Origin of the sequence: Lactimicrobium massiliense (genome assembly GCF_900343155.1) — a bacterium.
Taxonomy (GTDB): domain Bacteria; phylum Bacillota_I; class Bacilli_A; order Erysipelotrichales; family Erysipelotrichaceae; genus Bulleidia; species Bulleidia massiliensis.
Genome location: NZ_OUNG01000002.1, coordinates 408,446 through 434,284, shown reverse-complemented (window position 1 = coordinate 434,284; position 25,839 = coordinate 408,446). Strand labels below are relative to the sequence as shown.

The 25,839-nt window shown below is 46.0% G+C and carries 24 protein-coding genes; 5 read left to right on the top strand and 19 right to left on the bottom strand.

What is annotated here, in order from left to right; all coding sequences use genetic code 11:
* Nucleotides 1–114: 114 nt before the first annotated feature.
* The 3 genes from DHU66_RS05515 to DHU66_RS05505 all read right to left on the bottom strand — a co-directional run bounded on the left by DHU66_RS05515 (nt 115) and on the right by DHU66_RS05505 (nt 4,290).
* Nucleotides 115–1,113: an SGNH/GDSL hydrolase family protein gene (locus tag DHU66_RS05515; RefSeq protein ID WP_108774875.1), complete on the bottom strand. Its 999-nt coding sequence runs from the start codon at nt 1,111–1,113 to the stop codon at nt 115–117.
* On the bottom strand, nt 1,100–2,614 hold the full coding sequence (locus DHU66_RS05510; RefSeq protein ID WP_108774874.1) for an MBOAT family O-acyltransferase: 1,515 nt from the start codon (nt 2,612–2,614) through the stop codon (nt 1,100–1,102). Before DHU66_RS05510 ends, DHU66_RS05515 begins: the two co-directional genes overlap by 14 nt.
* A gap of 290 nt (nt 2,615–2,904) precedes the next feature.
* Complete coding sequence (locus DHU66_RS05505; RefSeq protein WP_108774873.1) at nt 2,905–4,290, bottom strand: IS200/IS605 family element transposase accessory protein TnpB; 1,386 nt, start codon at nt 4,288–4,290, stop codon at nt 2,905–2,907.
* 61 nt (nt 4,291–4,351) lie between these two features.
* Between DHU66_RS05505 and tnpA (DHU66_RS05500) the strand changes: the two genes are divergently transcribed.
* The 5 genes from tnpA (DHU66_RS05500) to tnpC all read left to right on the top strand — a co-directional run bounded on the left by tnpA (DHU66_RS05500) (nt 4,352) and on the right by tnpC (nt 8,807).
* Nucleotides 4,352–4,792: an IS200/IS605 family transposase gene (gene tnpA / locus DHU66_RS05500; protein ID WP_108774872.1), complete on the top strand. Its 441-nt coding sequence runs from the start codon at nt 4,352–4,354 to the stop codon at nt 4,790–4,792.
* 266 nt (nt 4,793–5,058) lie between these two features.
* Complete coding sequence (locus DHU66_RS05495) at nt 5,059–6,267, top strand: HipA domain-containing protein (protein WP_108774871.1); 1,209 nt, start codon at nt 5,059–5,061, stop codon at nt 6,265–6,267.
* Nucleotides 6,268–6,446: 179 nt separating this feature from the next.
* On the top strand, nt 6,447–6,719 hold the full coding sequence (tnpA, locus tag DHU66_RS05490) for an IS66 family insertion sequence element accessory protein TnpA (protein ID WP_108774870.1): 273 nt from the start codon (nt 6,447–6,449) through the stop codon (nt 6,717–6,719).
* The gene (gene tnpB / locus DHU66_RS05485; RefSeq protein WP_108774869.1) at nt 6,716–7,069 is read left to right on the top strand and encodes an IS66 family insertion sequence element accessory protein TnpB; all 354 of its coding nucleotides are present in this window, start codon (nt 6,716–6,718) and stop codon (nt 7,067–7,069) included. The genes tnpA (DHU66_RS05490) and tnpB overlap by 4 nt, the downstream gene beginning before the upstream one ends.
* 49 nt (nt 7,070–7,118) lie before the next feature.
* On the top strand, nt 7,119–8,807 hold the full coding sequence (gene tnpC / locus DHU66_RS05480) for an IS66 family transposase (RefSeq protein WP_108774868.1): 1,689 nt from the start codon (nt 7,119–7,121) through the stop codon (nt 8,805–8,807).
* A gap of 35 nt (nt 8,808–8,842) precedes the next feature.
* Here the strand turns inward: tnpC and DHU66_RS05475 are convergent, their stop codons facing one another.
* The 16 genes from DHU66_RS05475 to DHU66_RS05400 all read right to left on the bottom strand — a co-directional run bounded on the left by DHU66_RS05475 (nt 8,843) and on the right by DHU66_RS05400 (nt 25,818).
* Nucleotides 8,843–10,222, bottom strand: coding sequence for an RNA-binding domain-containing protein (locus DHU66_RS05475; RefSeq protein WP_108774945.1), 1,380 nt, complete (start codon nt 10,220–10,222; stop codon nt 8,843–8,845).
* Between the two features lie 250 nt (nt 10,223–10,472).
* Nucleotides 10,473–11,723 (bottom strand): ATP-binding protein, encoded by a 1,251-nt coding sequence (locus DHU66_RS05470; protein WP_108774867.1) that lies wholly within the window; start codon nt 11,721–11,723, stop codon nt 10,473–10,475.
* Between the two features lie 411 nt (nt 11,724–12,134).
* Nucleotides 12,135–12,743 (bottom strand): dTDP-4-dehydrorhamnose 3,5-epimerase, encoded by a 609-nt coding sequence (gene rfbC / locus DHU66_RS05465; RefSeq protein ID WP_108774866.1) that lies wholly within the window; start codon nt 12,741–12,743, stop codon nt 12,135–12,137.
* A gap of 1 nt (nt 12,744) precedes the next feature.
* Complete coding sequence (gene rfbD / locus DHU66_RS05460) at nt 12,745–13,668, bottom strand: dTDP-4-dehydrorhamnose reductase (RefSeq protein WP_108774865.1); 924 nt, start codon at nt 13,666–13,668, stop codon at nt 12,745–12,747.
* Nucleotides 13,665–14,696, bottom strand: coding sequence for a dTDP-glucose 4,6-dehydratase (gene rfbB / locus DHU66_RS05455; protein WP_108774864.1), 1,032 nt, complete (start codon nt 14,694–14,696; stop codon nt 13,665–13,667). Before rfbB ends, rfbD begins: the two co-directional genes overlap by 4 nt.
* 3 nt (nt 14,697–14,699) lie before the next feature.
* Nucleotides 14,700–15,611 (bottom strand): glucose-1-phosphate thymidylyltransferase RfbA, encoded by a 912-nt coding sequence (rfbA, locus tag DHU66_RS05450; protein ID WP_108774863.1) that lies wholly within the window; start codon nt 15,609–15,611, stop codon nt 14,700–14,702.
* Nucleotides 15,612–15,676: 65 nt separating this feature from the next.
* Nucleotides 15,677–16,861 (bottom strand): MerR family transcriptional regulator, encoded by a 1,185-nt coding sequence (locus DHU66_RS05445; RefSeq protein WP_209451745.1) that lies wholly within the window; start codon nt 16,859–16,861, stop codon nt 15,677–15,679.
* Entirely contained in the window at nt 16,851–17,084 is a 234-nt protein-coding gene (locus DHU66_RS05440; RefSeq protein WP_108774862.1) for a DUF1653 domain-containing protein, read from the bottom strand. The genes DHU66_RS05445 and DHU66_RS05440 overlap by 11 nt, the downstream gene beginning before the upstream one ends.
* 106 nt (nt 17,085–17,190) lie before the next feature.
* Nucleotides 17,191–18,441 carry an ATP-binding protein gene (locus tag DHU66_RS05435; protein WP_108774861.1) on the bottom strand — a complete coding sequence of 417 codons (1,251 nt, stop codon included), beginning with the start codon at nt 18,439–18,441 and terminating at the stop codon, nt 17,191–17,193.
* 367 nt (nt 18,442–18,808) lie between these two features.
* The gene (glf, locus tag DHU66_RS05430; protein WP_108774860.1) at nt 18,809–19,930 is read right to left on the bottom strand and encodes a UDP-galactopyranose mutase; all 1,122 of its coding nucleotides are present in this window, start codon (nt 19,928–19,930) and stop codon (nt 18,809–18,811) included.
* A gap of 15 nt (nt 19,931–19,945) precedes the next feature.
* A complete protein-coding gene (locus DHU66_RS05425) occupies nt 19,946–20,947 on the bottom strand; it encodes a hypothetical protein (RefSeq protein WP_108774859.1) in 1,002 nt (333 codons plus the stop codon).
* A 51-nt stretch (nt 20,948–20,998) separates the two neighbouring features.
* Nucleotides 20,999–21,850, bottom strand: a complete 852-nt coding sequence (prmC, locus tag DHU66_RS05420; protein WP_425349068.1) for a peptide chain release factor N(5)-glutamine methyltransferase — start codon at nt 21,848–21,850, stop codon at nt 20,999–21,001.
* A complete protein-coding gene (gene prfA / locus DHU66_RS05415) occupies nt 21,847–22,929 on the bottom strand; it encodes a peptide chain release factor 1 (RefSeq protein WP_108774858.1) in 1,083 nt (360 codons plus the stop codon). The genes prmC and prfA overlap by 4 nt, the downstream gene beginning before the upstream one ends.
* 11 nt (nt 22,930–22,940) lie before the next feature.
* Nucleotides 22,941–24,137: an RNA polymerase sigma factor RpoD gene (gene rpoD, locus DHU66_RS05410; protein ID WP_108774857.1), complete on the bottom strand. Its 1,197-nt coding sequence runs from the start codon at nt 24,135–24,137 to the stop codon at nt 22,941–22,943.
* A gap of 112 nt (nt 24,138–24,249) precedes the next feature.
* Nucleotides 24,250–24,453 (bottom strand): 50S ribosomal protein L31, encoded by a 204-nt coding sequence (rpmE, locus tag DHU66_RS05405; RefSeq protein WP_108774856.1) that lies wholly within the window; start codon nt 24,451–24,453, stop codon nt 24,250–24,252.
* An 87-nt stretch (nt 24,454–24,540) separates the two neighbouring features.
* Nucleotides 24,541–25,818 carry a UDP-N-acetylglucosamine 1-carboxyvinyltransferase gene (locus tag DHU66_RS05400; protein WP_108774855.1) on the bottom strand — a complete coding sequence of 426 codons (1,278 nt, stop codon included), beginning with the start codon at nt 25,816–25,818 and terminating at the stop codon, nt 24,541–24,543.
* Nucleotides 25,819–25,839 lie beyond the last annotated feature (21 nt).

Genomic DNA, 25,839 nt, shown 5'->3' with positions numbered 1-25,839 from the left:
TTTCATTCAGCATTCCAAGTTTCTTCAAATCTACATACTCCGGCAATAATCAGCAGCACACATTGGTGGCTCCTGTTATACACACTATCTGGTGCTATCCTAGCGCATTCACCCTCATGACTGTGAATTAATCTGCTTGATATTGGCATTCACCTGTTCCAGAAACTCATCTGCCATCTCATCCCAGCTGCTGTAAGCAGAATCACCTCTGTGGTCAGGCAGATCCATGGTTTCAAGGATACTGATCAGGTAGTCTGTAACTTTCCATGCACCGGAATCATTGAGGTGATCGCCGGCATCTCTTGTATCCTTGTTCCAATCGATGCCAATCTCATCCACAATTGCATTGAAGTCAATATATGTAATATCCCAGTCTTCGGCAAGCTGCTTCAGATAGTTATGCATTCCCATGGAGAAGTTAACCGGTGTCGGTGCACTGACCAGAACAAGCTGGGCACCGGCATCTTCTACTTCCTGCTTGATCTGCTCCAGAATAAGCTGATTCAGCCAGGGAATCTTATATTGCTGATCCATTGGTGACATATAGGAACTCAACGAGGTGCATGGTGCAACAGCCCCATTGAGATAGTACCCTTTCCAGGATGAATACTTTGCATAGTCATTTTCACCAAGCATCTTCCAGATGTTGTGATACTGGAACACTGGGAACAAAGTGTTCAGCCCTTCTTCCAGAACAGACTCTATGCCGGAGACGGAACCATAGCTGCGGTAAATGGCATCTGTCTCCAGGATGACAACCTTAGGATGCTGAGTTCTTAAGGCAACCGTAAGCATATGCTTCATTTCTTCAATTGTCTGGGCACCCTGTGATGCGACAAAAGAAGTAATGCCTGTATCGTGATAAATCTGCAGTGGCGAAAAGGAAGAGTAAGCTTCACTGTCTCCTATAATCAGCACATCAAGGCTGTCTTCATCCTGTGACAAGAGATCCGTCTCAGCCGCATTGCGGTTCAATATTTTCGCATCTTTGGTAGAGACAGCCGTGTATAGAAATGCATTGGACACAACATCCAGCAGCACACCAAGGACCAGGAAGAAGGCGATACAGCGCAGCCAGATTCTTTTCTTGTTTTTCTTCTCAGAATCCTGCATAGATTAGACTCACCTTATCATAGCCAGTGCCATAGGCACCTAAGATCACAATCGCAAAGAATAACAGATACACACATGCCCAGCGCACCGGTGTCTTCTGTCTGCTTAGAACGTCATACACATTGACACCATTTTCCTGCAGGATGTCATAGATCAGCACAAGCAGAATGCCGATCACAATCACCAGATAGTCATGATGATCCAGATTCAGTGACATCAATCCGCCATTCCATAATGCTGAAAGCTGGAAGTTCTGAAAGATCCGCTTGAACATATTAAGACCGGCTCTTAGCCCATTGGCACGGAAGAACATTTCACCAGTAAAGAGAATCACCCATGTACGCAGAATGCGGAACGTATGCCAGAATACATTGTTCTTGTTGAAGCCAGTCTTTGCATAGAATGCTTTCTTGACTGGTTCCAGCATCTCCCCGATCATCAGAATCACCAGGTAGTAAATGCCATAGAAGATATAGTTCATCTGCGGTCCATGCCAGATGCCATTGAATAACCACACAGGTGTTAATGACATTGCACAGATACCGATTTTGGTAATGTATTTGCCAAACTTCTTCTTAGCAAACTTATTCCACTTTATGCAGAGCTTGGATGTCGTTACCGGATAGAACAGATAGGTCTTGCACCAGACGCCAAGGGTAATGTGCCATCTGCGCCAGAACTCTGCTGCCGACTGTGAGAAGAACGGCTGCCGGAAGTTCTCTGGCAGTGTAATGCCAAACATCTGGGCGGAACCAATGACAATATCCATAGCACCAGAGAACTCCATATACAGCTGCAGTGCATAGAAGATCCCAGAGACCGCTGTCATGGCACCGGTGTAGCTGTTATAGTTGGTAAACAGAACATTCACGGCTGTATTCAGCCTGTCCGCAATCACCATCTTCTTGAACAAGCCCCACAGGATCCGTACGCATCCTGCCTGCAGTGCCGCAAGATGAACATTTTCACCTTTGGTCAACTGTGATGCAGTATCCTGATACCTTGCAATCGGACCTTCCATGGTCTGCGGGAAAAAGCTCAGAAACAGTGCCACAGAACATAAACTGTGATCTGCTTTCACTCTGCCCCAGTAAACTTCTGTCAGATAACTCACTGCTTCCAATGTATAGAACGAAATACCAATCGGTGCTGCAATGGTTAGTGCAGAAACAGAACCATGGCTGAGATCATTAAAAATCCGGATCAAGAAGTTGGTATATTTCACATAGAGCAGTGCACCAAACAATCCAGTCAATCCTAATAGAAACAATGCTTTTCTTGTTCTGGATTTCTTTGGTGCCTTGTCTATGACAAGCCCCATGATGTAGACAAACAACGTTGTGGCTAACAGATAAATGATGAGTTTCTTACTGCACAGGATGAAATACATCCAGCTGAACAATAGCAGGACATACTTGCGGAAACGCACAGAAGAAAGATGATAGATCAATACACAGCATGGCAGAAATAAAAGCAGGTAGATCAGATCTGTATATGCCATGTACAAACCTCCTTCCACAGGTTATGTCTGTCAAACATAGCATGTTATCCAAAGAGCGATCATACTGTCATATTCCTGATGCCGCAAGGGATGAGTCTTAAGATTCCGTTAAGATTCGTGAAGCTCCCCACCTAAGTCCTCGCTTACGTCCGGACTATAGATGGAGCTTCCAAAAGCTTGTGTGCTTTCAGACTTTCGTCTCCTTCAGATACGGTTGCAGCACAGTATAGCTTGCTGACGCTTGCTATACCCATCTGCACTAACTTTTGGGAGACTTATGTGCAGAACAATCAGCTGACTGCTGTACCTATTGCAGTGTTTAACTGCCATAGATCAGCTAATGTTCTGGAGCTTCCACTGCCCAGATCAGGAACTTCTGCCTGTATCTGGGGTAGTGCTTTCAACAGTTCGCGAATAAAATATCGTGCTCCAATGTTGTATGACGCATTGAGATCACAATTGTACAGCTTTCCATTCATGAACTGACAAATGTCATAAGGAACTCTTTCTTCCATCCTGCCTTTATAGATGGAATGACGAATCATGGATTCTGTTTTTTCAGAACGCGGTACATCGCTGCCGCGTTTTACATTGCCAGAACCATCATACGCAAGCTTACTTGTATTCCATGCACAGACGCGCGATATCCGCATGCCATAACGATGCGCTAAGCGTTCAGCCGTATTCTGCACATCACGGTGTTTCCACATGACAAGCTTCTGTTTCTTTGAGCCTTTCTTCTTACCTGCCGTGTCCAGATGCTCAAATACAATTGTGTGGCATTCATTTGCCATGGCATACTCCACAATTGCATTGGCAATCAGGCGGGCATGGTTCAGGTTTCTTCGCTTTGCCAGATTCCAGAGTCTGCCGCTGTCATGAGATCCGTGATAGCGCTGGAAATCAGATACGCGGTGCAGCGCATTGGATACAGAGTCTTTTTCTCTGCCAAAGTTAATAAACTCCCTTGACAGGACAGTTCCCTTAGAATCCAATACACTGCACACGGCATCTGTACCAATGCCAAGATCTACCGCACATATCTTCTGTTCAAAGATCGGCGTATGATGCAGTCTGACATTCTCCTGAATCGTAAAGCGAAGCTGATAGTGTCCATGTTTCTTTTCAATGACGGGTGCGGACAGCTTTGCGTTATGCAGACGCTTTCTGCTGTTCAAATACCTGATATCTGTCTTGGAAAGGCGGATTTCTCTCCATACCCAGTCATTGTTAACATAAACCTTTACCTGAGCAGTGCGGCCAAGCTGATCCCAATTGAACATATTGCCATTAAAGAAACACGGCATGAGATGGTCACACGTATCGATCTGCGGCATCACGCCTTCACATTCATTTTTTATCCATAGCTCGAAAAGTTTGAAATACGTGGTTACTTTGCCAATGGCATCCGCAATCGCAGCTCTTCTCAGATAAACAGGGAACTTATAAAACTGGTCATCGAAGTTATACGCTGCCTGGTTGTTCTTATTGCTGTGGATCAGGCATTCAATAAGGCGCACTCTGCCTTTGCTATAAGATATCGGCTCAACAGCGTCCCAGTTTACGCGGACTACAGGTATCAGATATTTAACAGCAGAAGCGTAATACGCGCTTGTGTTCTTAATTGCTGATTCACTGCCTTTGAAATGTAATCCGTAACTTGACGTCAGTATCATATGTTCCTCTAAGGATATTATAACATATTCAGTGGTACAACATTCACAGAGGTGAAACGATATGCAATATTGTAATGGATATTATACAAATCGGCATGCGGTGTACAGATTGCAATATCACTTAGTGGTTTGTACAAAATACAGGCATCCTGTATTAGTAGACGGCATTAAGGACAGGCTCATCCAAATCAGCTATGCCATTATTGAGAATAGCTGGAAGTCTAAGATACTGGAGATTAACACGGATACGGATCATGTTCATATCCTGTTTGAAACGTCACCACAAACGCAGCTTTCCAAGCTGATTCATAACGACAAGACAGTTACGTCCAGACTGCTTAGAAAAGAATTCTATGACACCTTAAGGCCTTACTACTGGAAGCCATATTTCTGGTCTGACACATATTTCATCAGCACCGTATCAGATACAACAGAGCAGATGATCCGTAAGTATATTCAGGAACAAGGCCAAAAGAAAAATGACGCTGCTAACCCCGCCTGAGCCTACACCGCTTTGTGCAAACATTGAGGGTTTGGCTATAGACAGGGTATGCGCAGCGCATCAATCAAACTTACACATTCAGGATTTTCATCAGTTCATGCATTGGTTCTGATCTGTGATTTCACTGTATTCGATCTGCTTCTGTTCCATATTCACACTTTCCTTTGTCCTTTTCATTCTGACAGAAACCAGTTCTGTTTGAAAGCGATGCATTATCCGCATTTTCACTCACAAATTACCAGTATTTTCCGCTACAATGATGATGTATGGCACTCTTTACATTTAAGAAGAAAAATCCTGTCTATGTGCTGATGCACAAAGACAAACCCGTCCTGCATGGCAGCTTTGATTTTGGCCGTCATGCCTTCGGGGAGGATGTAGAAATCATTGATCCTGTCCTTTTACCGGTTGGTGTGACCCACGAAGATGGCACCATCTCTCTGCACAAGCTGAATCACTGGTACCGCTGGCGGGGAATCCCCGGTTATCGGGTCGGACTGCTGCAGCTGGAAGAGCGGCTGGAGATCAGAGATCCTCTGGAATTATTGGAAAGGGAATATGCACTGTCTGTCTCGGACACCTTCTGGCGCAAAGCTGCGGATGATCCCATCACATGGAAAGAAGTCAACTTCTTCCACCGTTCCTTTGACCAGCAGGGCTTTGGTCTTGCCATGTTCTCCAATGTCGGTGCTCATGCCGGCCATGATGCCCGTCATACGCCTAATAACACTACCTGTGGCTATCATCGCAAAGCATGGTTCAGGCGCAATGGCCGTCTGTTCCTGTTAAAGGGCGGAACACCCTTCTATCAGCAGGAACCTGTCAATGAATGGCTTGCATGCCGTATTGCCCATCAGCTGGGCATTCAGCCAGTTCCTTACAACAATGAAATCTACGAAAACAATCTTGTATCTGTATGTCCTGCCATGACCAGTGAAGATGTGGATCTGGTCACGGCCGGTGATGTCCTGAACAGCGTTCATTCAGATGCCCGTCATTTCCAGTATGATGACTATATCCGCGCACTGGAAAGTCATGGCATCATGGATGGCAAAGAACGCCTGTCCGACATGCTGGTCATGGATTATCTGATGATGAACACAGACCGTCATAACCAGAATTTAGGCATTCTCGTGGATGCCAATACCGGCAGATGGCTGCAATGTGCACCTGTCTTTGATACTGGTACAGGACTTGGCTGTCTGGTGGATGACAATGAAATCTTTGAACAGTATCACAGTGAATCATGCAAACTGTTCAATGCCAGAAACTTCTCCCATGAGATTTTGCTGGATTACATTGATCTGAAACGGTATGACTTCAATGCTCTGGACGGACTGCCAAGAGCATATGGCAACCAGCTTGTCAAATACCAGTCCACAACCAACATTTCCAATAAGAGAATCAACGAATCATACCGCCTGTTCTGTAAACGCATCCTGATGATCAGGAAAGCTGCTGCAAGCGTACAGTGATGAATGTCTGCCCCAATAGCAGGCATTTTCTTTCTTATAATACGTGCCAATAGCCCGTCTTATTAGATCCAACTCGTTCCAGCAGTCCATGTTCTTTAAGAGTAAGCGTCAAAGTAACACCGTCTTTCAATAAATAGCAGGATATCCGATACTGTATGCAGTAAAGGAGATCCTGTTTTATGAATGAAGAAGAATGGAAATTGCTCTGGGATCAGTTTGAATTATCGGATGAGTCTGTCAAAGAGTTCTGCAGTCGTATCGGGATGAAGCCACGGGCTTTTTACTACTTTAAGAATAAATACCAGGATGATAGCACCTGTCAGTTATGCCCTGTTGTTATCAGTCATTCTACTGAGACAGCAGTAAGGTTCAATGGCATTCCGGTTTCTTATGATAATGGCATTTCTGATCTGGAACTGCAGAGAATCATTCGTCTCTGCAGAGATCTATGATGCCCTTTGAAAAGATCGGTAAGCTGTATCTTGTGACTGGTGTTACTGATCTGAGAAAAGGGATTGATGGCTATGCCGCATTGATTCAGTCACAGCTGCACCAGAGCCCAATGGACCATTCGATGTATCTTTTCTGTAATCGTGACAAAACAAAGCTGAAGTGTCTTTACTTTGACAGCACAGGCTTCTGGCTGTTATATAAACGTCTGGAGAAAGGCCATTTCAAGTGGAAAAAGGATGATGCCAACCACTCTGTCATGATCAGTGAGCAGCAGCTCGGATGGCTTTTGGATGGGCTGAAGATTGAACAGAAAAGTGCTTTTCAGCCTGTCAAAAAAGATTATATATGAGGCTTTAATGCTGTTACACAAATGCATGCAAGAATGTATAATATAATCAATGATAGACGAGAAAGAATTCAAAAAAAATCTCGACAATATGAGCCATGATGCCCTGGTATCATTTGCTTATTCCCTGGCTGTTAAGAACTCTGCACTTGAAGAAAACTATCAGGCTTTGAGACGCAGAGTTTTTGGTATTAAGCACAATGAACACAATCCGCATGTTTCACCAGATCAGCTGTCATTGTTTAACGAAGCAGAAGCGATTGATGATACTGCTTCTGTTGATCAGAAGAAAGAGCCATCTGGGGATGATATTATCGTTAAGCCGAGTAAAAAGCACAGGCATGGCAAGAATGCAAAGCTGAAGAATGTCCGCATCATTGATGAACCGGATATTGAACTTGAGGACAGAAACTGTCCAAAATGCAGTAAACCAATGGGAGAACTGGCTCCTACTGTTTTTGAATGGCTTGAGCATATCCCGGAGGAGTATGTTCTGCACCGTGTAAGAATCCATAACTATACATGTCATTCATGCAATAACCAGAATATGAATTGCGTGACATATCATGGCAATACAGACTGTCTGCCTGTAAAGCCGATTCAGAGTTCATTGGCCTCAGCTTCTGTAATCAGCCATATTGCGTATGAGAAATATCTGGTCGCCGTTCCCATCTATCGTTTGTCTAAAGATCTCAGGACCAGAGGAATTGAAATCAGCCGCCAGGTAATGTGCAGCTGGCTGATGAAGTGTGCAGAGCTATATCTGGATCCCATCGTCAGACGAATGACTGAGGATCTGAGAAAGTGTAAAGTTCTCAATATGGATGAAACATCGCTTGAGGTTCTGGAAGATATCCGTAACGGATCCAGAGAAAAGAGCTATACGTGGCTTGCCATGAGCGGAAAACACGAGACAAAGCAGATGGCTTTGTACTTTTATAATGTCTCAAGAGCATACAGCTTTATCTATGAGATCCTGGGCCATGATTTTCATGGTGTCATTCAGTCAGATGGCTATCAGGCATATGACAAATATGAGGCTGCCAGCGCTCATGCCGGGTGCAGCGCACACTGCCGCAGAAAATTTGAAGAAGCAGCGAAGGCCTATACTGATCTCTATGCAAAGTATAGCAGCCTGAAAGATAAAGAAGAGATCAAACAACTTCTTGATAACAATCCGTCCTTCGGCATCATCATTCGCTTTCTGGATGAATACTCAAAACTCTATGGCATAGAGAAACAGTTGAATGAAGCCAAGGCATCTCCAGAGACTATTCTCAGGATCAGGCAGGAAAAAGAGAAGCCAATATGGGAAGAGCTCAGGAATCAGCTGGATTACATGGATGAGAAACTCATGACCAGCGGAAAGCTTGGAAAAGCGATTACATACGCAAAGAATCAGTGGGACAAGCTGATGTATTATCTGAGCGACTGGCAGGTTGGACTGGATAATAATCTGGCTGAGCGTGAAGGAATAAAACCTTTTGTCATGGCGAGAAAAAATTTCCTGTTCGCTGATACAAAGCACGGAGCGAAATACTCCTGCATGTACTTCTCGATCTTAATATCAGCCAGAATGAATTCCCTGAACCCAGAGAAATATCTTGCCTGGCTGATTGATCAGATGGCAAGAGCTTCAGTCAATGGAGGCATTCAGGAAGAAGATATCCAGAGATGCCTGCCATACGCAGCTGATCTGCCACAAGATCTTCAAATTTCAAAGAACTGCTCTGAATCCTAATACACATACAAGATACTCAGAACAGTCCTTATTTTCTATACGTGGCTATATTGACGCTTACCTTTAAGAAAAGCAATGCCCCTGTCAATTGTTGTCTTGCCAACCCCGATTGCCTTCATTAACTGCTGTTTTGTCATACCAGGTTCCCGTTCTAATTCATCCAGAATCTTCTGCTGATTTTGTGATAAATGAACGTTATCATGACCATTTCTATCGCGTTCATTCTTAGGAGTCTTTTGCTTATTTTCGCTCTTTTCACCCATCACATTGATCCAATGAAACGGGATTTTCACAACAATAGAATTTTCTCTGAATTCAAAAGCCTCTCTGCCATACAGTTTTGTAATTACAGGAACACCTCTTCCTGTCTTCTCACTGATATGCAGCTGCAGAAAGATTTCAGACAGCTTTCTGTTCACCGGTACAGATTCTCCTGCAAAGAAACCTTCCATTGTCTGTGCACCATCAATGGTGCCGCGGGACAAAATTTCAATCCGATCTGAAAACACACTGATCATCGGCTCATTGCCAGATACCCAGAGATTATGAACAAACGCATTGATGACAGCCTCACGAAAAGCTGCATTTTCAAATAATGGAACGTCTTTTCTTTCCACCACACGGTTGGTTTCATCTGCCTGAATGATGTTCAACACATCTCCATAGCGCAGCACTTCATCCAAGGTGTACAAAAGGCACTGATAGCCAAACTCTCTGACAGAATACAGCTTGTCTGCTTTACTCGATCCCGAGAAGATGGATACCCGCAGCGGCATATGAGAATTATCCGAAAGCAATTGAGCCAGCAGATTATACCTGCCATCCTCCGTATAGAAAGACAAATTCTTCTTAAATGTTTTCGGATTCAGTTTGATCCCCTTTGCCCCGTAATAGATCAGCAGCTTCTCAAATGTAAGGTCCTGATACTGTGACGGGGTGTTTTCAATTGTCGGCTTGCCATGGCGAAGAATCTCAAACAAGTAAGATTCCTTCTCAGGATATCTGCGCAGATTTTCCTTGCTGGAACCGATTCGGATATAACGTTCACGTCCAAAAGACACAGGCACAGTCCTGGCAGCAGGAATGACAAGCAATACTACTTTCTTCCCATCTATCTCACTCTCTTCAAAGCGAAAATTCACATCCGGAGACAATTGCCTTGCCAGGAAATGCTTTACTGGTTCCTTCTTCACATCACAGTTGGGATTAAACTTTGTACCGGTAACCTCATGCGTCTGATCATTAATTCCCCATACGAAATAGCCATAGGATCTTCCCTCTACAGCAGCACTATTTGCAATTTCAGAGATGTATTCGCCAAGTTCAACAGGATCAAACCAGTTTTCTGTGCATTTGCACCATTTCAGCTCTTGCTCACAGAGCTGGATCTCTCTAATCACTTTATTAACATCCATCATCTATCACCTGCAAGAAGTATGACATATATGGACTGTAATAAGGCAGCAAAAAGACAGTCAGGCCATAGTTCAATCTGATCATCACATTCGAATTGAATCAATTCACGAATCGTTACAAATCGTTTTGCAACAATAAAAGAATCGTTGCAAGCAATACTGCAACGATTCAGATTGTGTAAATAATTGCTACTTGTGGAAATCCATTGTTATGAATCTGCAGCGTTAATAACCTCAACTCATAAAACAGTCAGATATGATACCTTGTTGTTCTTGCATGTCCTGTTTTAACAATCAGGTTTCTTTCAATCAATGAATTCAGGAGCCGGATTACTTTAGCTTTTGTCATGCCCGTCCGTTCCGCAATATCTGTACTGGAGAGTATATTTCTTCCTTTTAATGCATCATAAACCTTTCTTTCATCATCAGTCATTTCTAGTCCTTCCGATAGAACCGGAAGAATAACTCTTACTGCAGTTTCAGTAGTGTCAAATACCGGTCTCTGGCTCTTTCCCTCATAGGACATAAGAATTCTCTGAATACCTGTACCAAATGCCTCAATGTAATTCATTCGGTAAAACACGGATGCTAATGTAGGATTTCGTAGTATCGAAATCCCACCTTTCAGATAATTATCCTTGTCAAGCCCCTCTGGCAGACCACCAACTGAGATAATTTCAATACGGTCATCATACATTGCAATATGAATATCAGCATTTACATCCCAGCTCCGATGGACTAATGCATTTGCGACTGCCTCCCTGAACGCTTTTTCTGGAATCAATTCTCTTTCCTTGCGCTGAATTCCTTCGATAACCTGTTCGACATAATATCTTCTATATACACCCACTGCATCATCATACTGTTTCAGTACCGATACCCCTTTGGAGGTTACCCGCTCCTTCATCACATTCAAATTGCTTCCAAATTTCACCATATCGATTCCAGGAAAATTATTACGATCAGCTAATAATGCAGCCGCAATGTTATATCCATTCTTCTCATCGTATAAATCAAGGGTTTTCATGATATCAATTGTCAAGGACTGAATATGGATAGTTTCTTTTAACTTTTCCTCAAGAATCGTAAATTTTAATTTCTGATCCTCAGATTTCAAATCTTCATAATTGCGATTAGATCCAGCAAGAGCAAGCCTTCTGAGTCCAAGTGCATCAACTTCAATGGTCGCAGTATCATTGCGCTGATATGCCTTGCCTTTATAGAAATATGGCTTTTCTACGCCTTCTTCAACAAATAATGAAATAGTATGATCCTGAGGATGTTCTGCAAAATAATAATCCGGGCGCGGATGAATTGAATCATTAATCATATTTTCAATATCGAGCTTAGCCTGATCAAGATTGGATAACCCGACTACAGTTCCATCATCGCTAACGCCAAACAGAATCTCCCCACCGGAATAATTAGCAAATGCACTGACCGTTTTCAAAAATGAACCTGTAATCTTTTCCTTTATTTCCAAAGTCTTCGTTTCATTCATCGTATCGTTTCCTTCTGAGCAAATATTATTATCGTTGCAATCGTTTTGCAACGATTAATGAATCGTTACATATTTATTTGCAACAATAAAAGATTCGTTGCATATTTCCTCTATCAAGTCAGCTTCATCATGGATGATTTACATCGAAAAAACATTGAGATATCAGTGATAAGCAAAATTATTCGTTATCAACAATATAACGCTAATCATGAGATTGACCACTACGCATTATCGAAACGCAAGAGTTTGAATATTTGCATTATTAATACCCCAATATGTGAATCATTACAAATCGTTTTGCAACAATAAAAGAATCGTTGCATACAATACTGCAGCGATTCAGTTATCATTACACAATCGTTTGAAACGATTGCATCAAAAAAGCCAGGACCTTCATCCTGACCTTGTGCCTTAGAACTTGAATGTATCCTTCAGCCCTACCCATTTCTGATCTTTATCAGACAGATTCAGCGGTGTGCCATCTTCCAGGGTATATCCTTCTGCGCTTGGTGTGCCGTTGTAAGTACCCTTGAGCTGCGGCCATTCAACACCGATCTCAGGATCATTCCAGGCCATGCCGCCTTCATCATTGGGATGCCAGTAGTCATTGACCTTGTAGCAGAACTCTGCTTCATCGGAAAGTACCAGGAAGCCATGGGCAAATCCTTCCGGAATCAGGAACTGCTTCTTGTTGTCTTCGGAAAGTGTGACACCATACCACTTGCCATAGGTGGCACTGTTCTGTCTCAGATCAACAGCGACATCAAATACCGTGCCTCTGACCGCTCTGACCAGCTTGCACTGCGGATAGTGCTTCTGGAAATGCAGGCCTCTGAGCACACCCTTGGTGCTCTTGGACTGGTTATCCTGAACAAAGTTAATGTGGAAGCCAGCTTCCTCCATATCCTTCTCATTGTATGTTTCCATGAAATAGCCGCGGGCATCCCCATGTACGGTTGGTGTAATCACACACAGACCTTCAATGCCGCCAACATTCTTCTCTACTTTGATCTGTCCCATCTTACAAACTCTCCACATCTAATTCATCAATATAGCGCTTGACTGCATCACGCCAGTCCGGCAGCGGTGTAAAGCCATTTTCAACAAGCTTGCTCTTGTCAAGACGGCTGTTGAACGGTCTGGCCGCCTTGCTTAAACCATATTCCTCTGTGGTCACCGGAATTACCTTTGTCTTAAAGCCGGCATCCTTGTAAATCTCCTTGGCAAAATCAGCCCAGGAAATATAGCCGCCTTCATTGGTCGCATGATAATAGCCATACTTGTCAGTCTCAATCATATCGACCAGCAGTCTGGCCAGATCAAACGTATAGGTCGGCGTCCCGATCTGATCATTGACAACTCTTACCTCATCATGTGTCTTGCCAACTTTCAGCATCGTCTTGATGAAGTTCTTGCCGTTTTTGCCAAAGACCCAGGCAATGCGGACAATGAAGTACTTCTGCAGTGTATTGGCAACGGCCAGCTCCCCTTCCAGCTTTGTCTTGCCATACACATTCAGCGGCTGATAGTCCTTGCAGTCAGGCTGCCATGGTGCGGTGCCCTTGCCATTGAACACATAGTCCGTGGAAATATAGACCATCTTGGCATCCAGCTCCTTTGCCACATTGGCAATGTTCTGGGTACCGCCGGCATTGACAGCTCTGACCTTGGCGACTTTGTCATCATCCTCAGCCATATCCACTGCTGTCCATGCTGCACAATGGACAATGACATCGGGATGAATGTTCATCAGCGTATCATGCACTGCCTTTGCGTCGGTAATATCCATTGCCACATACGGCATGGCAGTAACAGCAGAACCATCCTGCACACCAGCATAGGCCGGGGCAATATCAGAACCAATGCCCTCATAGCCGCGCTTTGCCAGCTCATTCATCACATCATGGCCAAGCTGGCCGGAAACACCTGTTACAAATACTCTCATCCAATTACCTTCTTCTTGCCATACATCTCTTCATAGTAATTCTGATAGTCACCGGCAATGATATCCTTCCACCAGTCCTGGTTGTCCAGATACCACTTGATCGTCTTCTTGATGCCATCCGCAAACTTTGTCTCCGGCAGCCATCCCAGATCCCTGTGAATCTTGGCCGGGTCAATGGCATAACGCTGGTCATGGCCCTTGCGATCCGTGACGTGCTGAATGAGAGATTCCGGCTTGCCAAGCTCCTTCAGGATGATCTTGACGATGTCAATGTTGCGCATCTCATTGTGACCGCCGATGTTGTAAACCTCACCAACATTTGCTTTCCTGATAATCAGATCAATGGCACGGCAGTGATCCTCCACATACAGCCAGTCACGGATGTTCATACCCTCACCATATACCGGCAGCGGCTCATCGGCAAGAGCTCTGGCAATCATCAGCGGAATCAGCTTCTCCGGGAACTGGTAAGGACCATAGTTATTGGAGCAGCGGGAAATCGTTGTCGGCAGGCCATAGGTTCTGTGATAGGCATTGACCAGCAGGTCAGCACTAGCCTTGGAAGAAGAATACGGAGAAGAAGTATGCAGCGGTGTCTCTTCCGTAAAGAACAGATCCGGACGGTTGATCGGCAGATCGCCATATACTTCATCGGTAGAAACCTGATGATAACGCTTGATGCCATACTTGCGGCAGGCATCCATCAGCACACTGGTGCCAATGATATTGGTCTCCAGGAAGATCTCAGGATTTTCAATCGAACGGTCCACATGACTCTCAGCTGCGAAGTTAACAACCACATCCGGCTTTTCATCCGCAAACAGCTTGTATACACCCTCACGGTCACAGATATCCAGCTTCACAAACTTGAAGTTCGGAGCATCCATGATATCCTTCAGTGTCTTCAGATTGCCGGCATAGGTCAGCTTGTCCAGGCAGATGATCTCATCCTCCGGGTGTGCTTTTCTTTCATAGAAGATAAAGTTGGAGCCAATGAATCCCGCTCCGCCAGTCACGATCATTTTCATAGTTTACTTTCCCTCTCTTTTTGCAATCGGTCCCTGCACAGAACCACTCACCAGACTTCTCAGATACGCCCCATACGGACTCTTGCCATACAGATCTGCCATCTTCAGAAGCTGTTCCTCATCAATCCACTTGTTATAGTAGGCAATCTCCTCCGGCACCGAAATACGAATGCCCTGAATATGCTCAATGGAACGCACATAATTGGCTGCCTCTGCCATCGATTCCACCGTGCCGGTATCCACCCAGGAGAAACCTCTGCCAAGAATCTGCAGATCCAGATCATCATGTGCCAGATAAACCTTGTTCAGATCCGTAATTTCATACTCGCCGCGGGGAGAAGGCTTCAACTGTTTGGCATATTCCACACAACGGTTGTCATAGAAATACAGGCCGACAACCGCATAGTTGCTCCTGGGGTGGGCCGGCTTTTCTTCCAGAGACAAAACATGTCCCTTCTCATCAAAGTCGGCAATGCCAAAGCGCTCCGGATCCGATACATACTTGCCAAAGATTGTTGCCTTGCCAAGATGCTCGGCATCTCCCACAGCCTTTCTCAGCATGCGGCCGAAGTGGTTGCCATAGAAGATATTATCTCCCAGCACCAGGGCCGCACAGTCATCACCGATGAAATCTTCACCCAGCACAAATGCCTGGGCAAGACCATTCGGTGTTTCCTGCACCTTGTAGGAAAAATGCATGCCAAACTGAGAGCCATCTTGCAGCAATGCCTCAAAATTACCGATATCATGCGGCGTAGAAATAATCAGAACATCCCGGATCCCCGCCAGCATCAATGTACTCAGCGGATAAAAGATCATCGGTTTGTCATACACCGGCAGCAGCTGCTTCGATGTCACCCGGGTCAATGGATACAGCCGGGTCCCCGAACCACCGGCCAGAATAATACCCTTCATACATGTACCTCCTGTAGACAGCAGAAGTATAAAAGGTGACGCAAGGTCACCTTCAAGCATTATTTTTACTTTTTTACGGCAAGAAACACACCGGCATCCTTTGTAATCGTAAAACCGCCCGCTGTCATCTTCACCACATAGTCATGAAATTCCTTGTAGCGGTCCAGCAGCAGCTGATTCTGATTGCCATGACATGACAGAATATAGGCAATCAAAGGCTCCGCCTCATGCAGGACAATCGAATCCTGATATTTTCTTCTTTCGATATCCCCAAAATAAGGAGACAGCAGCTGGGCACCATGATCCAAGCCAAACTTCTCATACAGCTTGTCTTTGGACAGCACAATCTGCGGCGAGAATGACTGCACAAGCTCTGTGATCTCTTTCATATGCCTGGAACTATACGTACTGGCCTCCAGATGTCCATTCACCTTGAGTACCCTGGCACATTCCTGCAGCACCTGTGAAAGATCATCGCAATAAAACAGCATGTGATTGGCAATGACAAGATCAAATGTATTGTCATCAAACGGCATATGCGCTGCATCAAACACCATGCAGGAGAATCGTGCATCATTTCGGAAGCGGTTCTGCACATCATGAATCATACCGGCTGAAATATCCGACAGTACAATCTGTACATGCGGCGGCAGAACAGACAGATTCTGCTGCCACAGGGCACCATTGCCGCAGCCAATCTCCAGGATCTTCATGCCATCCTGAATGGATGCCTGCTGATACAGCCACACAAACCAGCCCAAAGGATTGGTAGAATAGAGGGAATGGAGACGAATACGGGCGGTGATATTGGCCGCATTCTGATACTGTGTTTTCAGGCTGCGCTCCATGGCATCACTGTCAATCAGGGCCAGCATGTGATCATAGTCCACTTCCTGTCCCTTCTTTAATGCGGACATGGTTGAAGACAATGCTTCCGCAACTGCCTGCATCTGTCCGATTCTTTCCTGTACCAGTTTCTGCTGCACACGCATTGTCTCCAGCAGGAAATGCTGATCAGCACCGGCCATCGTCATCTCCCGGATATCATCCAGAGAAAAGCCAAGATACTTGTACAGAAGAATCTGCTGCATGCGGCCAAGATCTGCATCATTGTATAACCGTGCTCCAGCATCAGAATGAGCAGAAGGAGACAGCAGGCCAATACGGTCATAATAGCGTACCGTACGCAATGACACATGGGCACGCGCTGCAAATTCCCCCGATGAATAAAAGCCCTTCTTAGTCATCATCCACCAGCTCAAAGCGATACTTCTGCTTTACATCCGGATATTTGGCATGATCCACCTCAGACAGAAACATACTCTTTGGACGCACAAACAAGCCATAGTCCCCATATAATGCCCGATAGATCACAACCACCTCGCGACTCTCAGTATCAATGGCTTCATCCAGCACATAGTAGTACTTTCCCTTGAAGTGTCTGTATACTCTGTTTTTTACAAGTTCCCGCATATCAGTATCATAGCATGCATATCAGTAAAAGAAATGTACTACAAGCTGAGTATACATGTATAGACAGAAGATGCGCAGCCAGAACACAGTGGACTTACTGCTGTTATTAGCCAATCTTGTATTTTGTTCCTCTGCCTTTTCCTTCAATTGTGATGTATTGCTTTTCAGCCATTGCTTTTAACAGCCCGGCTGTCTTTGACCTGCCAAACGGAACCGCAGCCGCAATTTCACTGATTGATTTTGGCATTGTTTTGCTTAGAATCTGATAGACAATCTTTTCATCTGCAGACAGCTTTTCCTTGCTGATGACCGGCAGAATGACATGAATTGAGTTTTCATAAACCTCAAAAGCCGGTTTCTGGATGCTGTTTTCATATGCTTCCCGGATTCTCAGAATTCCTGTTCCCAATATTTCTACAAGGTTCAGTCTGTAGAATACATTCCCCAATTTTGGATTTCTCAGTATTGAAACACTCCCCCTCAGATATTCCTCTTTGGAAAGACCGGGTGGCAGCCCTCCCGGTGATGATACTTCAATCCGGTCATCAAACATCATTATCCGGATATTGACATTGATATCCCAGGTTCTGTGAATCAGTGCATTGGCAACTGCTTCTCTGAATGCCTCTTCAGGTACTTTTTCGATTTTGATTCGATCCATCCCGTGAATTTCTTCATATTGATAATAATCACGAAATATTTCCATTGCTTTTCCGAGCTCATCAATAACCGATTGATGCTCAATAACCGCGCGTTTCAGAATCACATTGATGCTTTCCCCAAATCTGGCAATATCAATGCCAGGAAAACCATTCTCATCCGCCAGAATCTCAGCGGCATGGTTATATCCTTCCCCGTCACTGTATAAATTCAGCGTTTTCAATACATCCCGATTTAACGATGTAATACCGATTTTCTCCTTTGCCAGTCTCTCAAGAGTATTGAACGTCAGATCCTGTTTTTCGGCCGGGAGGTCCTCAAAATTGATGTGTTCACCCCTCAGGACCAGTCTGCTCAGTTCCAGACTGTCAGCCTCAATCGTGGCCGTGTCATTTCTTCTATACGCTTTGGATTTATATGTATACGGAGTATTTCTTCCTGACCTGACCACAAGTGTCACTGTTTTGTCTGACTCCTGAACGGACAACTCGTAGGGAGGCTGTGGATGAATCGAATCATTAATCTTGTTTTCGATATCCAGACAGGCTTGTACCGGATCATCCAAACCAACGACATCACCATGATCATCCACTCCGAAAACAATCTTTCCACCATCGTAATTGGCAAAAGCACTTACGGTCTTCAAGAATGTATTCGTAATATCTGATTTAAACTCCAGTTGTCTTGTCTCTTTCATGATGGTCGTCTCCAATCTATTGTACTTTCAGGGTAAAGGAATCCGCGTATATTTTCAACCATATTTTTTTGCAACCGAATTTGTGATTGTTTTCCAACTGTATTTTTGAATTTTCACCTGAAAATCACGTAATAATTCAGGCACAGATGGATTTCAAACCAATGTTTCAATTGTTTTTGCGTGCAAATACAAACGAAATCGGTCATAAATCCGGTTGTATTTTTTTGCAGCCGGATTTATGACCGCTCAGCAGTTGTATTCTTTGCCAATAGTTTGTTATCTTTCAGGATCCGGCGGATCACATGTATGCAGGCAGACATCTGATGACATAGCAAGATTAAAAAAAGAACCTTGCGGTTCTTTCTTGTTAAAGCAGGATTTCATCTGCTTTGTTCAAAGCACTGGCAATGACAGCATCCATGTCATAGTACTTGTATTCGCCAAGACGGCCGCCAAAGACAATGTTGTTTTCCTGATCGGCAAGTTCACGATACTTCTGATACAGCTCGGAATTTCTTGCATCATTGACCGGATAGTAAGGCTCATCGCCCGGCTTCCACTCAGAGGAATACTCTCTGGAAATGACGGTGCATGGAATATCCTTACCTTCATCATCCATGCCAAACTCAAACCACTTATGTTCGATGATTCTGGTCCATGGTGTCTCTCTGTCTGTGTAGTTGACAGCCGCATTGCCCTGGAAATTCGGCGTATCCAGCAGTTCTGTCTCAAAGCGGACAGAGCGGTACTGCAGTGTACCCAGGCTGTAGTTGAAGTAGGCATCAATCGGTCCTGTATAGATCACCGTATCTGCCAGTGCATCAAACTGTTCCTTGTTCTTCAGATAGTCCTCATGCAGACGGACCTCAATGCCATCCAGCATATTGGCAACCATTTTTGTATAGCCGCCCATCGGAATTCCCTGATACAGGGCATTGAAATAGTTGTTATCAAAGGTAAAGCGCACCGGCAGACGCTTGATAATGAATGCCGGCAGATCCTTGCAGTCGCGTCCCCACTGCTTCTCTGTATAACCCTTGATCAGCTTCTGATAGATATCGGTGCCAACCAGAGAAATAGCCTGCTCTTCCAGATTCTTCGGCTCCTTGATGCCGGCAGCTTTCTTCTGTTCCTCTATTTTTTCATATGCTTCCTGCGGCGTCACAACACCCCACATCTTATTAAATGTGTACATGTTAAAAGGCAGGGAATACAGCTCCCCATGATAATTGGCCACCGGGCTGTTGGTAAACCGGTTAAAGGTGGCAAACTGCTGTACATAATTCCATACTGTCTGATTGTTGGTATGGAAGATATGCGCGCCATACTGATGGACGTGGATGCCTTTGACATCTTTGGTATACACATTGCCTGCAATCTGATCCCTGCGGTCAATGACCAGGACCTTTTTGCCTGCTTTCTTTGCCTCATGTGCGAATACGGCACCATACAGACCAGCGCCAACAACAAGATAATCGTACTGTTTCATCTTATCTCCTTTTTCTTAATACTGTGTATATTCAGCCCAGGTGCCATCACTCGGCATCCACTGGTTCTCACCGATCTGGTACCATGTATAGCCATCTGCCTGAGCTGTGGCAATCACATCATACTCCTGACCAGCTGCAGTCGAACCAACCTCATTGCCAGACAGAGAAGCACTGTCTCTGATCCTGACGGCATCTGCAGTCACCTTCAGATGACCGACATAGCCCTCATGTACATTGGCTGTTGCTGCTGCAGTTGGTGTAGGCGTCGGTGTTGGCGTCACGGTCGGTGCGGCAGTGGCTTCCACTGTCTCCTTCGGTGCAGCTGTTACGGCCGCAGTCTTATTGGTCAACCTGCCTTTGAGATCTGACACAATACTGCCGCCAGTGAAATGATCCACCAGATAGATACCGCCAGCCAGCAGTGCCAGAGTCAGGATAATGAATAACAGAATGGCCGGCAGCACAGAATGATGTTTCTTATTGTTCCTGTGATGTGTTTCCGGTTCCTGTCTGCTCTTCGGGGCTGTCTTTCTTTCTGTTTCTTCCTCATGTTCATTGGGATCAAACAGCGTATCCTCCAGAGACCTTCTCTGTTCACGGCTGGGATCATACTGCTTTGTCTCAATTGCCTCTTCCTGTTCCAGCTTCTTCATCTCTGCTGTTTCCTGAATCGGCAGATCTTTGACATCCAGATCCGTAAAGGCACCCGGCTCGGCATGACGGGGCTTTGATCTATGAGAGGTCTGTTGATACTGACCATAGTAGTCATCATAGGAATTGTTCTGTGGATAAGAGCGGGATGCATGCTGCGAAGGCCGCTCATATGTTTCATCTCTTTCCACACGCTGATGCCTCTGACCAGTCTGCTTTTTCTGTGCTGATTTATCTTCATCCAGAGAAGGCAGCACAAAGTCATCCTCATCATCCAGCAGCCAGCCGCAGTGCGGACACTGCTTCATATCCGCCGGCACTTCAAAGCCACAGTTTTTACAAATGCGCTTTCCATTTGATGTCATGATTCCCCGCCTCCTTATATATCTATATCCCGGGATGATTGTATCATCCTATTACAGATTCCTGTAGACAAACAGCATGCGGTCCTTGCCATTCATATCCTTCAGAATCTCATGCTTCCAGCCAGGAAGTGCCTTCTCCACAAGCTGTGACATCCGCTCACGCTGGTCCCAGCCCATCTCAAAGGCCATAAAGGCTTTATCTTTCAGCACCTTCTGGCAATCCGCAAAGATTTCCCGATAGAATTTCAGGCCATCCTCACCGCCAAACAATGCCACATGCGGCTCAAAGTCCACCACCGACTTTTCCATCTTCTCTTCCTGGGGAATGTATGGCGGATTGCATACAAGCACATCCACCCGGATGTTCTTCTCAATCAGCGGCTGCAACATATCGCCTGCCATAAACTGCACATCGGCTTCATTCATCTGTGCATTCTTTCTGGCCGTCACCAGTGCTTCCTGGGAAATATCGGTTGCCATCATATGCACATGCGGTTCTTCTTTGCATAACGTGATGGCAATGGCACCGGAGCCTGTGCCAACATCCACACAGTGAATGGTTTCATTCTTCGAGAAATACTGATCCATTCTGGCAAGAATGTTGGCACACAATTCCTCGGTCTCCGGCCGGGGAATCAGCACGTCCTCATTGACAATAAACTTGTACCCATAGAACCAGGAATACCCCAGCACATGGGCCATTGGTTCCTGTTTCAGAATTCTGGCCATGCCTGCTTCAAAGCTATTGCGAAGATCTTCCGGCATCTCTTCCCTGAAATTAGCATATAGGTTATAGCGCTCCTGCTGTGAAAGCTCCACCAGATAGGCCATTACCGTTTCACGCGGCACATCATTCTGGTCACACAGCTTCTCATATTTTCTGACTTCCTGTTCAAATGTCACAGTTTTGCCTCCTGCAGCAGTCTCTTCTCTTCCTCAGCTTTTAAGCCGGCAATCATGCCATCCAGTTTCCCCTCCATGATCCGATCAAGCTGGGTAATGGTCAGGCCAATGCGGTGATCCGTCACCCGGTTCTGCGGATAGTTGTAGGTACGGATCTTTTCAGAGCGGTCCCCCGTACCAATCTTAGCTTTGCGCAAAGCCCCGGCCTTGGCTTCTTCCTTTTCCCGTTCATATTCATACACACGGGAGCGGATAATGGCCATGGCCGTCTCCCGGTTTTCAATCTGGGATCTGCCTTCCTGGCAGTTTACCGTGATGCCGGTGGGCTTATGCACAATGCGCACAGCCGAATCGGTCTTATTGATATGCTGGCCGCCGGCACCGGAAGAACGGTGCGTCTCAATCTCAAGATCATTGGGATCAATCTCAAAGTCACTCTTTTCCACTTCCGGATAGCAGTAGACCGTAGCCGTACTTGTCTGGATACGGCCTTGTGATTCGGTCTTAGGCACACGCTGCACGCGGTGCACCCCACTCTCCCATTTCAGCCTGCCATACACACCGCCGTCTTTCGCCTTGATCGAAAAGACAATCTGAGAGAAGCCGCCTGCCTCTCCTTCGGATGCCTCCATGACCTGTACCTTCCAGCCCTGGCTTTCCGCATAGCGGCTGTACATCCGGAACAAGTCGCCGGCAAAAATATTGCCCTCATCACCGCCGGCACCGCCGCGGATCTCCATGATGGCATTGCAGTCATCGGAAGGATCATGCGGAATGAGCAGCTTCTGGATATGAGCCAGCAGCTCCTCTTTCTGCTTTTCACATTCTTCTTTCTCACTGGCAGCCATTTCCTTCAGCTCCGGATCCTCTTCCTTTGCCATCTCGTCTGCCTGCTGCAGCCGCTCATCCAGATCACACAGCTGATGATATGCCTGTACCGGTGCTTCCAGCCTTGCCTGTTCCTTGCTCAGCTTTGTCAGCTTCGCAGGATCCGACACAATGTCATCCTGCATCATTTCCCGGGCAATCTCATCATATCTGCCAGCCATCTCTGCCAGTTTTTCCTTTACGGCATCCATTCACAAATCTCCTAACTCTTCAAATCTTCCAGCTCCGTGCGGTGGGCATGCATCCGATGCAGCCGGCGCAGAGCCTTGGCCTCAATCTGTCGGATTCTTTCCCTGGTCACATCACACGCCTTGCCAACCTCTTCCAGGGTCTTGGGCCGGCCGTCATCCAGACCAAAGCGCATCCGCAGGATCATCTCTTCCCTTGGCGGCAGTGACTTGAGCATATCAGCCACCATGTCCTTCATCGCCTGATCGTTCATGTAATCTTCCGGATTAACAGCAGACTTATCCTCGATGAAATCACTCAGCGTGCTGTCTTCCTCTTCACCAGCCGGTGTCTCCAGAGAGACCGGCTGCTGGGCAATGCCCTGAATCTCACGCACCCGTTCCGGCGTCATGCCATTGCCAAGTTTACGGGCAATTTCTTCCACAGTAGGTTCCCGGTTCAATTCCTGCATCAGGCTGCGCTGGGCACGATTGACCCGCATGATCTGCTCCGTCATATGGACCGGAATACGGATATCGCGGGACTGGTCAGCAATAGCCCTGACCATGGACTGACGGATCCACCATGTTGCATATGTAGAAAAACGGAATCCCTTGGTATAGTCAAACTTCTCCACAGCCCGGATCAGGCCGAGGTTGCCTTCCTGGATCAGATCCTGGAAGGACAGGCCGCGGTTGGTATACTGCTTGGCCATGGATACAACAAGGCGCAGATTGCTCGAGATCAGAAGATCCTTGGCATCCTTGTATGCCTGAGAATCCACCGGATTTTCCTGCATGGCTTTGGCAGCGTCCTTCTCCTGCTGTGCTGTCAGCAGCGGGATCTGACCGATCTGGCGCAGATACTGCCGCTCGGCATCGCCAACACCATGAGAGCGGTTTTCCTCAATGTACGGAGCAGCCACATCATGATCTTCATCAGCTTCCTCGTCTTCCTCAGAAGATTCATCCTCCTCATCTTCATCCTCATCAGAAGAAGAATCATCCCCGTCATCATCCGAGAACAGATCTTCCTCATCATTCAGGAAAATATCATTTTGCTGGCACCAGTTGAAAAGATCCTCTTCCTCATCCTCACTGAGATGATTCTTCTCGGCCATCTCCATAATGTCCTTTTCGCTGATTTCCTCATTCTTTGCGGCTTTTTCGGCAAACAACTTCTTGATTTCATCCAATGATAAAAGCGTCTTTTTTGTTTCCTCTTTCACCATGACAATATCTCCTGTTCCTTTCTATTTTACAATGAAAACAGGATCTTTGCCTCCCCACAAAAAAGTGCAAACAAAAACAGCTGACATCCATCAGCTGTCTGTTGTGTCCATCTTACTTCAGGCCGTACTTCTTGTTGAACTTCTCTACCTGGCCAGCAGCCTGAGCAAATCTCTGACGGCCAGTATAGAAAGGATGGCAATTGCTGCAGGAGTCAACTCTGATCTCCGGCAATGTGGAGCCTGTCTCAAACTCAGCACCACAGGATGTGCAGATTACCTTAGCCTTGTAATACTTCGGATGAATTCCTTCTTTCATGTTCATTCTCCCTTCTGCCTTACGCCTCTACGCGTGCGTAAAGAAAGTTGCGACAGTATATTACCATCCACAGACTGACAAATCAAGTCAGTCTTCTTCGTCATCCGCAACCTTTTCACGCCATACCTTAGCACCCAGGGCATTGAGCTTGTCATCAATGTGATCATAGCCGCGGTCGATATGATAGATGTTGGAAATCGTGGTTGTGCCCTCTGCCAGCAGACCTGCCACAACCATGGCAGCCCCGCAGCGCAGATCAGTTGCGGCCACCTTGGTGCCATACAGCGGTGTCGGTCCATGAATCACAGCCTCGCCCTGATGCACATCAATGTTGGCACCCATCCGGCACAGCTGCTCACAATGCTTGAAGCGCTCCACATAGATCGTCTCTTCCACATGGGAATCACCCTCTGCCTGGGTCATCAGGGATGTCAGCGGCTGCTGCAGATCCGTGGCAAAACCCGGATACGGACGGGTTGTAATATCCGTTCCCTTAAGATGATCACTGTGGCGCACCGTAATCGAATCCACCGTGACATCCATGTCCACGCCCATCTCTTCCAGTTTCAGCAGAAGGGCTTCCAGATGATGGGGAATGACATTGTTGATCTTCATCTTTTCCGCCATGGCAGCCGCAATAATGATATACGTGCCTGCCTCAATGCGGTCCGGGATGATCTCATGGAAACAGCCGGACAAAGACGTCACACCGTCAATGGTAATGACATTGGTACCGGCACCGCGGATATGTGCACCCATCTTGTTTAACAAGGTTGCCACATCAATGATCTCCGGTTCTCTGGCTGCATTTTCAATCGTCGTTCTACCCTTGGCATAGACAGCTGCCATCATGATATTGATGGTGGCACCAACGGAAGAAATATCCAGGAAAATCTTGTCTCCGACAAGCTCATCCGCATCGATTTCAAAGCATCCCTTTTCATATTTGACCGTTGCGCCAAGTGCTTCAAAGCCCTTGAGATGCAGGTCAATCGGACGGGGGCCGAGATAGCAGCCGCCCGGCATCTTCATTCTGACATGGTGATACTTGCCAAGCAATGCACCCATAAAATAATAGGAAGCACGCAGCTTGGTGACCGCATCATCCAGCAGATCCACATTCTGCATGTGGGTAGGATCTATAATCAGATGGTCCGCATGGGGCTGATCCACCTGTACATTCAGTATCTTCAGTATTTCCGCAAGATTGCGTACATCCGCAATTTCCGGAACACCAACGATGGTTACCGGCCCATTGGCCAGCACCGCCGCCGGAATCAGGGCAACCGTCGCATTCTTACTGCCGGAGATCGTTACTTCTCCATTGAGCCGGTGTCCCCCTTCAATCTTGATTACTTCTGGCATATGATTTTCCTTTCCGCCTCA

Bases quoted from the DNA above. Each gene is read 5' to 3' on its own strand.
- DHU66_RS05515 (WP_108774875.1), bottom strand. From the start codon at position 1,113: ATGCAGGATTCTGAGAAGAAAAACAAGAAAAGAATCTGGCTGCGCTGT.
- DHU66_RS05510 (WP_108774874.1), bottom strand. From the start codon at position 2,614: ATGGCATATACAGATCTGATCTACCTGCTTTTATTTCTGCCATGCTGT.
- DHU66_RS05505 (WP_108774873.1), bottom strand. From the start codon at position 4,290: ATGATACTGACGTCAAGTTACGGATTACATTTCAAAGGCAGTGAATCA.
- tnpA (WP_108774872.1), top strand. From the start codon at position 4,352: ATGCAATATTGTAATGGATATTATACAAATCGGCATGCGGTGTACAGA.
- DHU66_RS05495 (WP_108774871.1), top strand. From the start codon at position 5,059: ATGGCACTCTTTACATTTAAGAAGAAAAATCCTGTCTATGTGCTGATG.
- tnpA (WP_108774870.1), top strand. From the start codon at position 6,447: ATGAATGAAGAAGAATGGAAATTGCTCTGGGATCAGTTTGAATTATCG.
- tnpB (WP_108774869.1), top strand. From the start codon at position 6,716: ATGATGCCCTTTGAAAAGATCGGTAAGCTGTATCTTGTGACTGGTGTT.
- tnpC (WP_108774868.1), top strand. From the start codon at position 7,119: ATGATAGACGAGAAAGAATTCAAAAAAAATCTCGACAATATGAGCCAT.
- DHU66_RS05475 (WP_108774945.1), bottom strand. From the start codon at position 10,222: ATGGATGTTAATAAAGTGATTAGAGAGATCCAGCTCTGTGAGCAAGAG.
- DHU66_RS05470 (WP_108774867.1), bottom strand. From the start codon at position 11,723: ATGAATGAAACGAAGACTTTGGAAATAAAGGAAAAGATTACAGGTTCA.
- rfbC (WP_108774866.1), bottom strand. From the start codon at position 12,743: ATGGGACAGATCAAAGTAGAGAAGAATGTTGGCGGCATTGAAGGTCTG.
- rfbD (WP_108774865.1), bottom strand. From the start codon at position 13,668: ATGAGAGTATTTGTAACAGGTGTTTCCGGCCAGCTTGGCCATGATGTG.
- rfbB (WP_108774864.1), bottom strand. From the start codon at position 14,696: ATGAAAATGATCGTGACTGGCGGAGCGGGATTCATTGGCTCCAACTTT.
- rfbA (WP_108774863.1), bottom strand. From the start codon at position 15,611: ATGAAGGGTATTATTCTGGCCGGTGGTTCGGGGACCCGGCTGTATCCA.
- DHU66_RS05445 (WP_209451745.1), bottom strand. From the start codon at position 16,861: ATGATGACTAAGAAGGGCTTTTATTCATCGGGGGAATTTGCAGCGCGT.
- DHU66_RS05440 (WP_108774862.1), bottom strand. From the start codon at position 17,084: ATGCGGGAACTTGTAAAAAACAGAGTATACAGACACTTCAAGGGAAAG.
- DHU66_RS05435 (WP_108774861.1), bottom strand. From the start codon at position 18,441: ATGAAAGAGACAAGACAACTGGAGTTTAAATCAGATATTACGAATACA.
- glf (WP_108774860.1), bottom strand. From the start codon at position 19,930: ATGAAACAGTACGATTATCTTGTTGTTGGCGCTGGTCTGTATGGTGCC.
- DHU66_RS05425 (WP_108774859.1), bottom strand. From the start codon at position 20,947: ATGACATCAAATGGAAAGCGCATTTGTAAAAACTGTGGCTTTGAAGTG.
- prfA (WP_108774858.1), bottom strand. From the start codon at position 22,929: ATGGATGCCGTAAAGGAAAAACTGGCAGAGATGGCTGGCAGATATGAT.
- rpoD (WP_108774857.1), bottom strand. From the start codon at position 24,137: ATGGTGAAAGAGGAAACAAAAAAGACGCTTTTATCATTGGATGAAATC.
- rpmE (WP_108774856.1), bottom strand. From the start codon at position 24,453: ATGAAAGAAGGAATTCATCCGAAGTATTACAAGGCTAAGGTAATCTGC.
- DHU66_RS05400 (WP_108774855.1), bottom strand. From the start codon at position 25,818: ATGCCAGAAGTAATCAAGATTGAAGGGGGACACCGGCTCAATGGAGAA.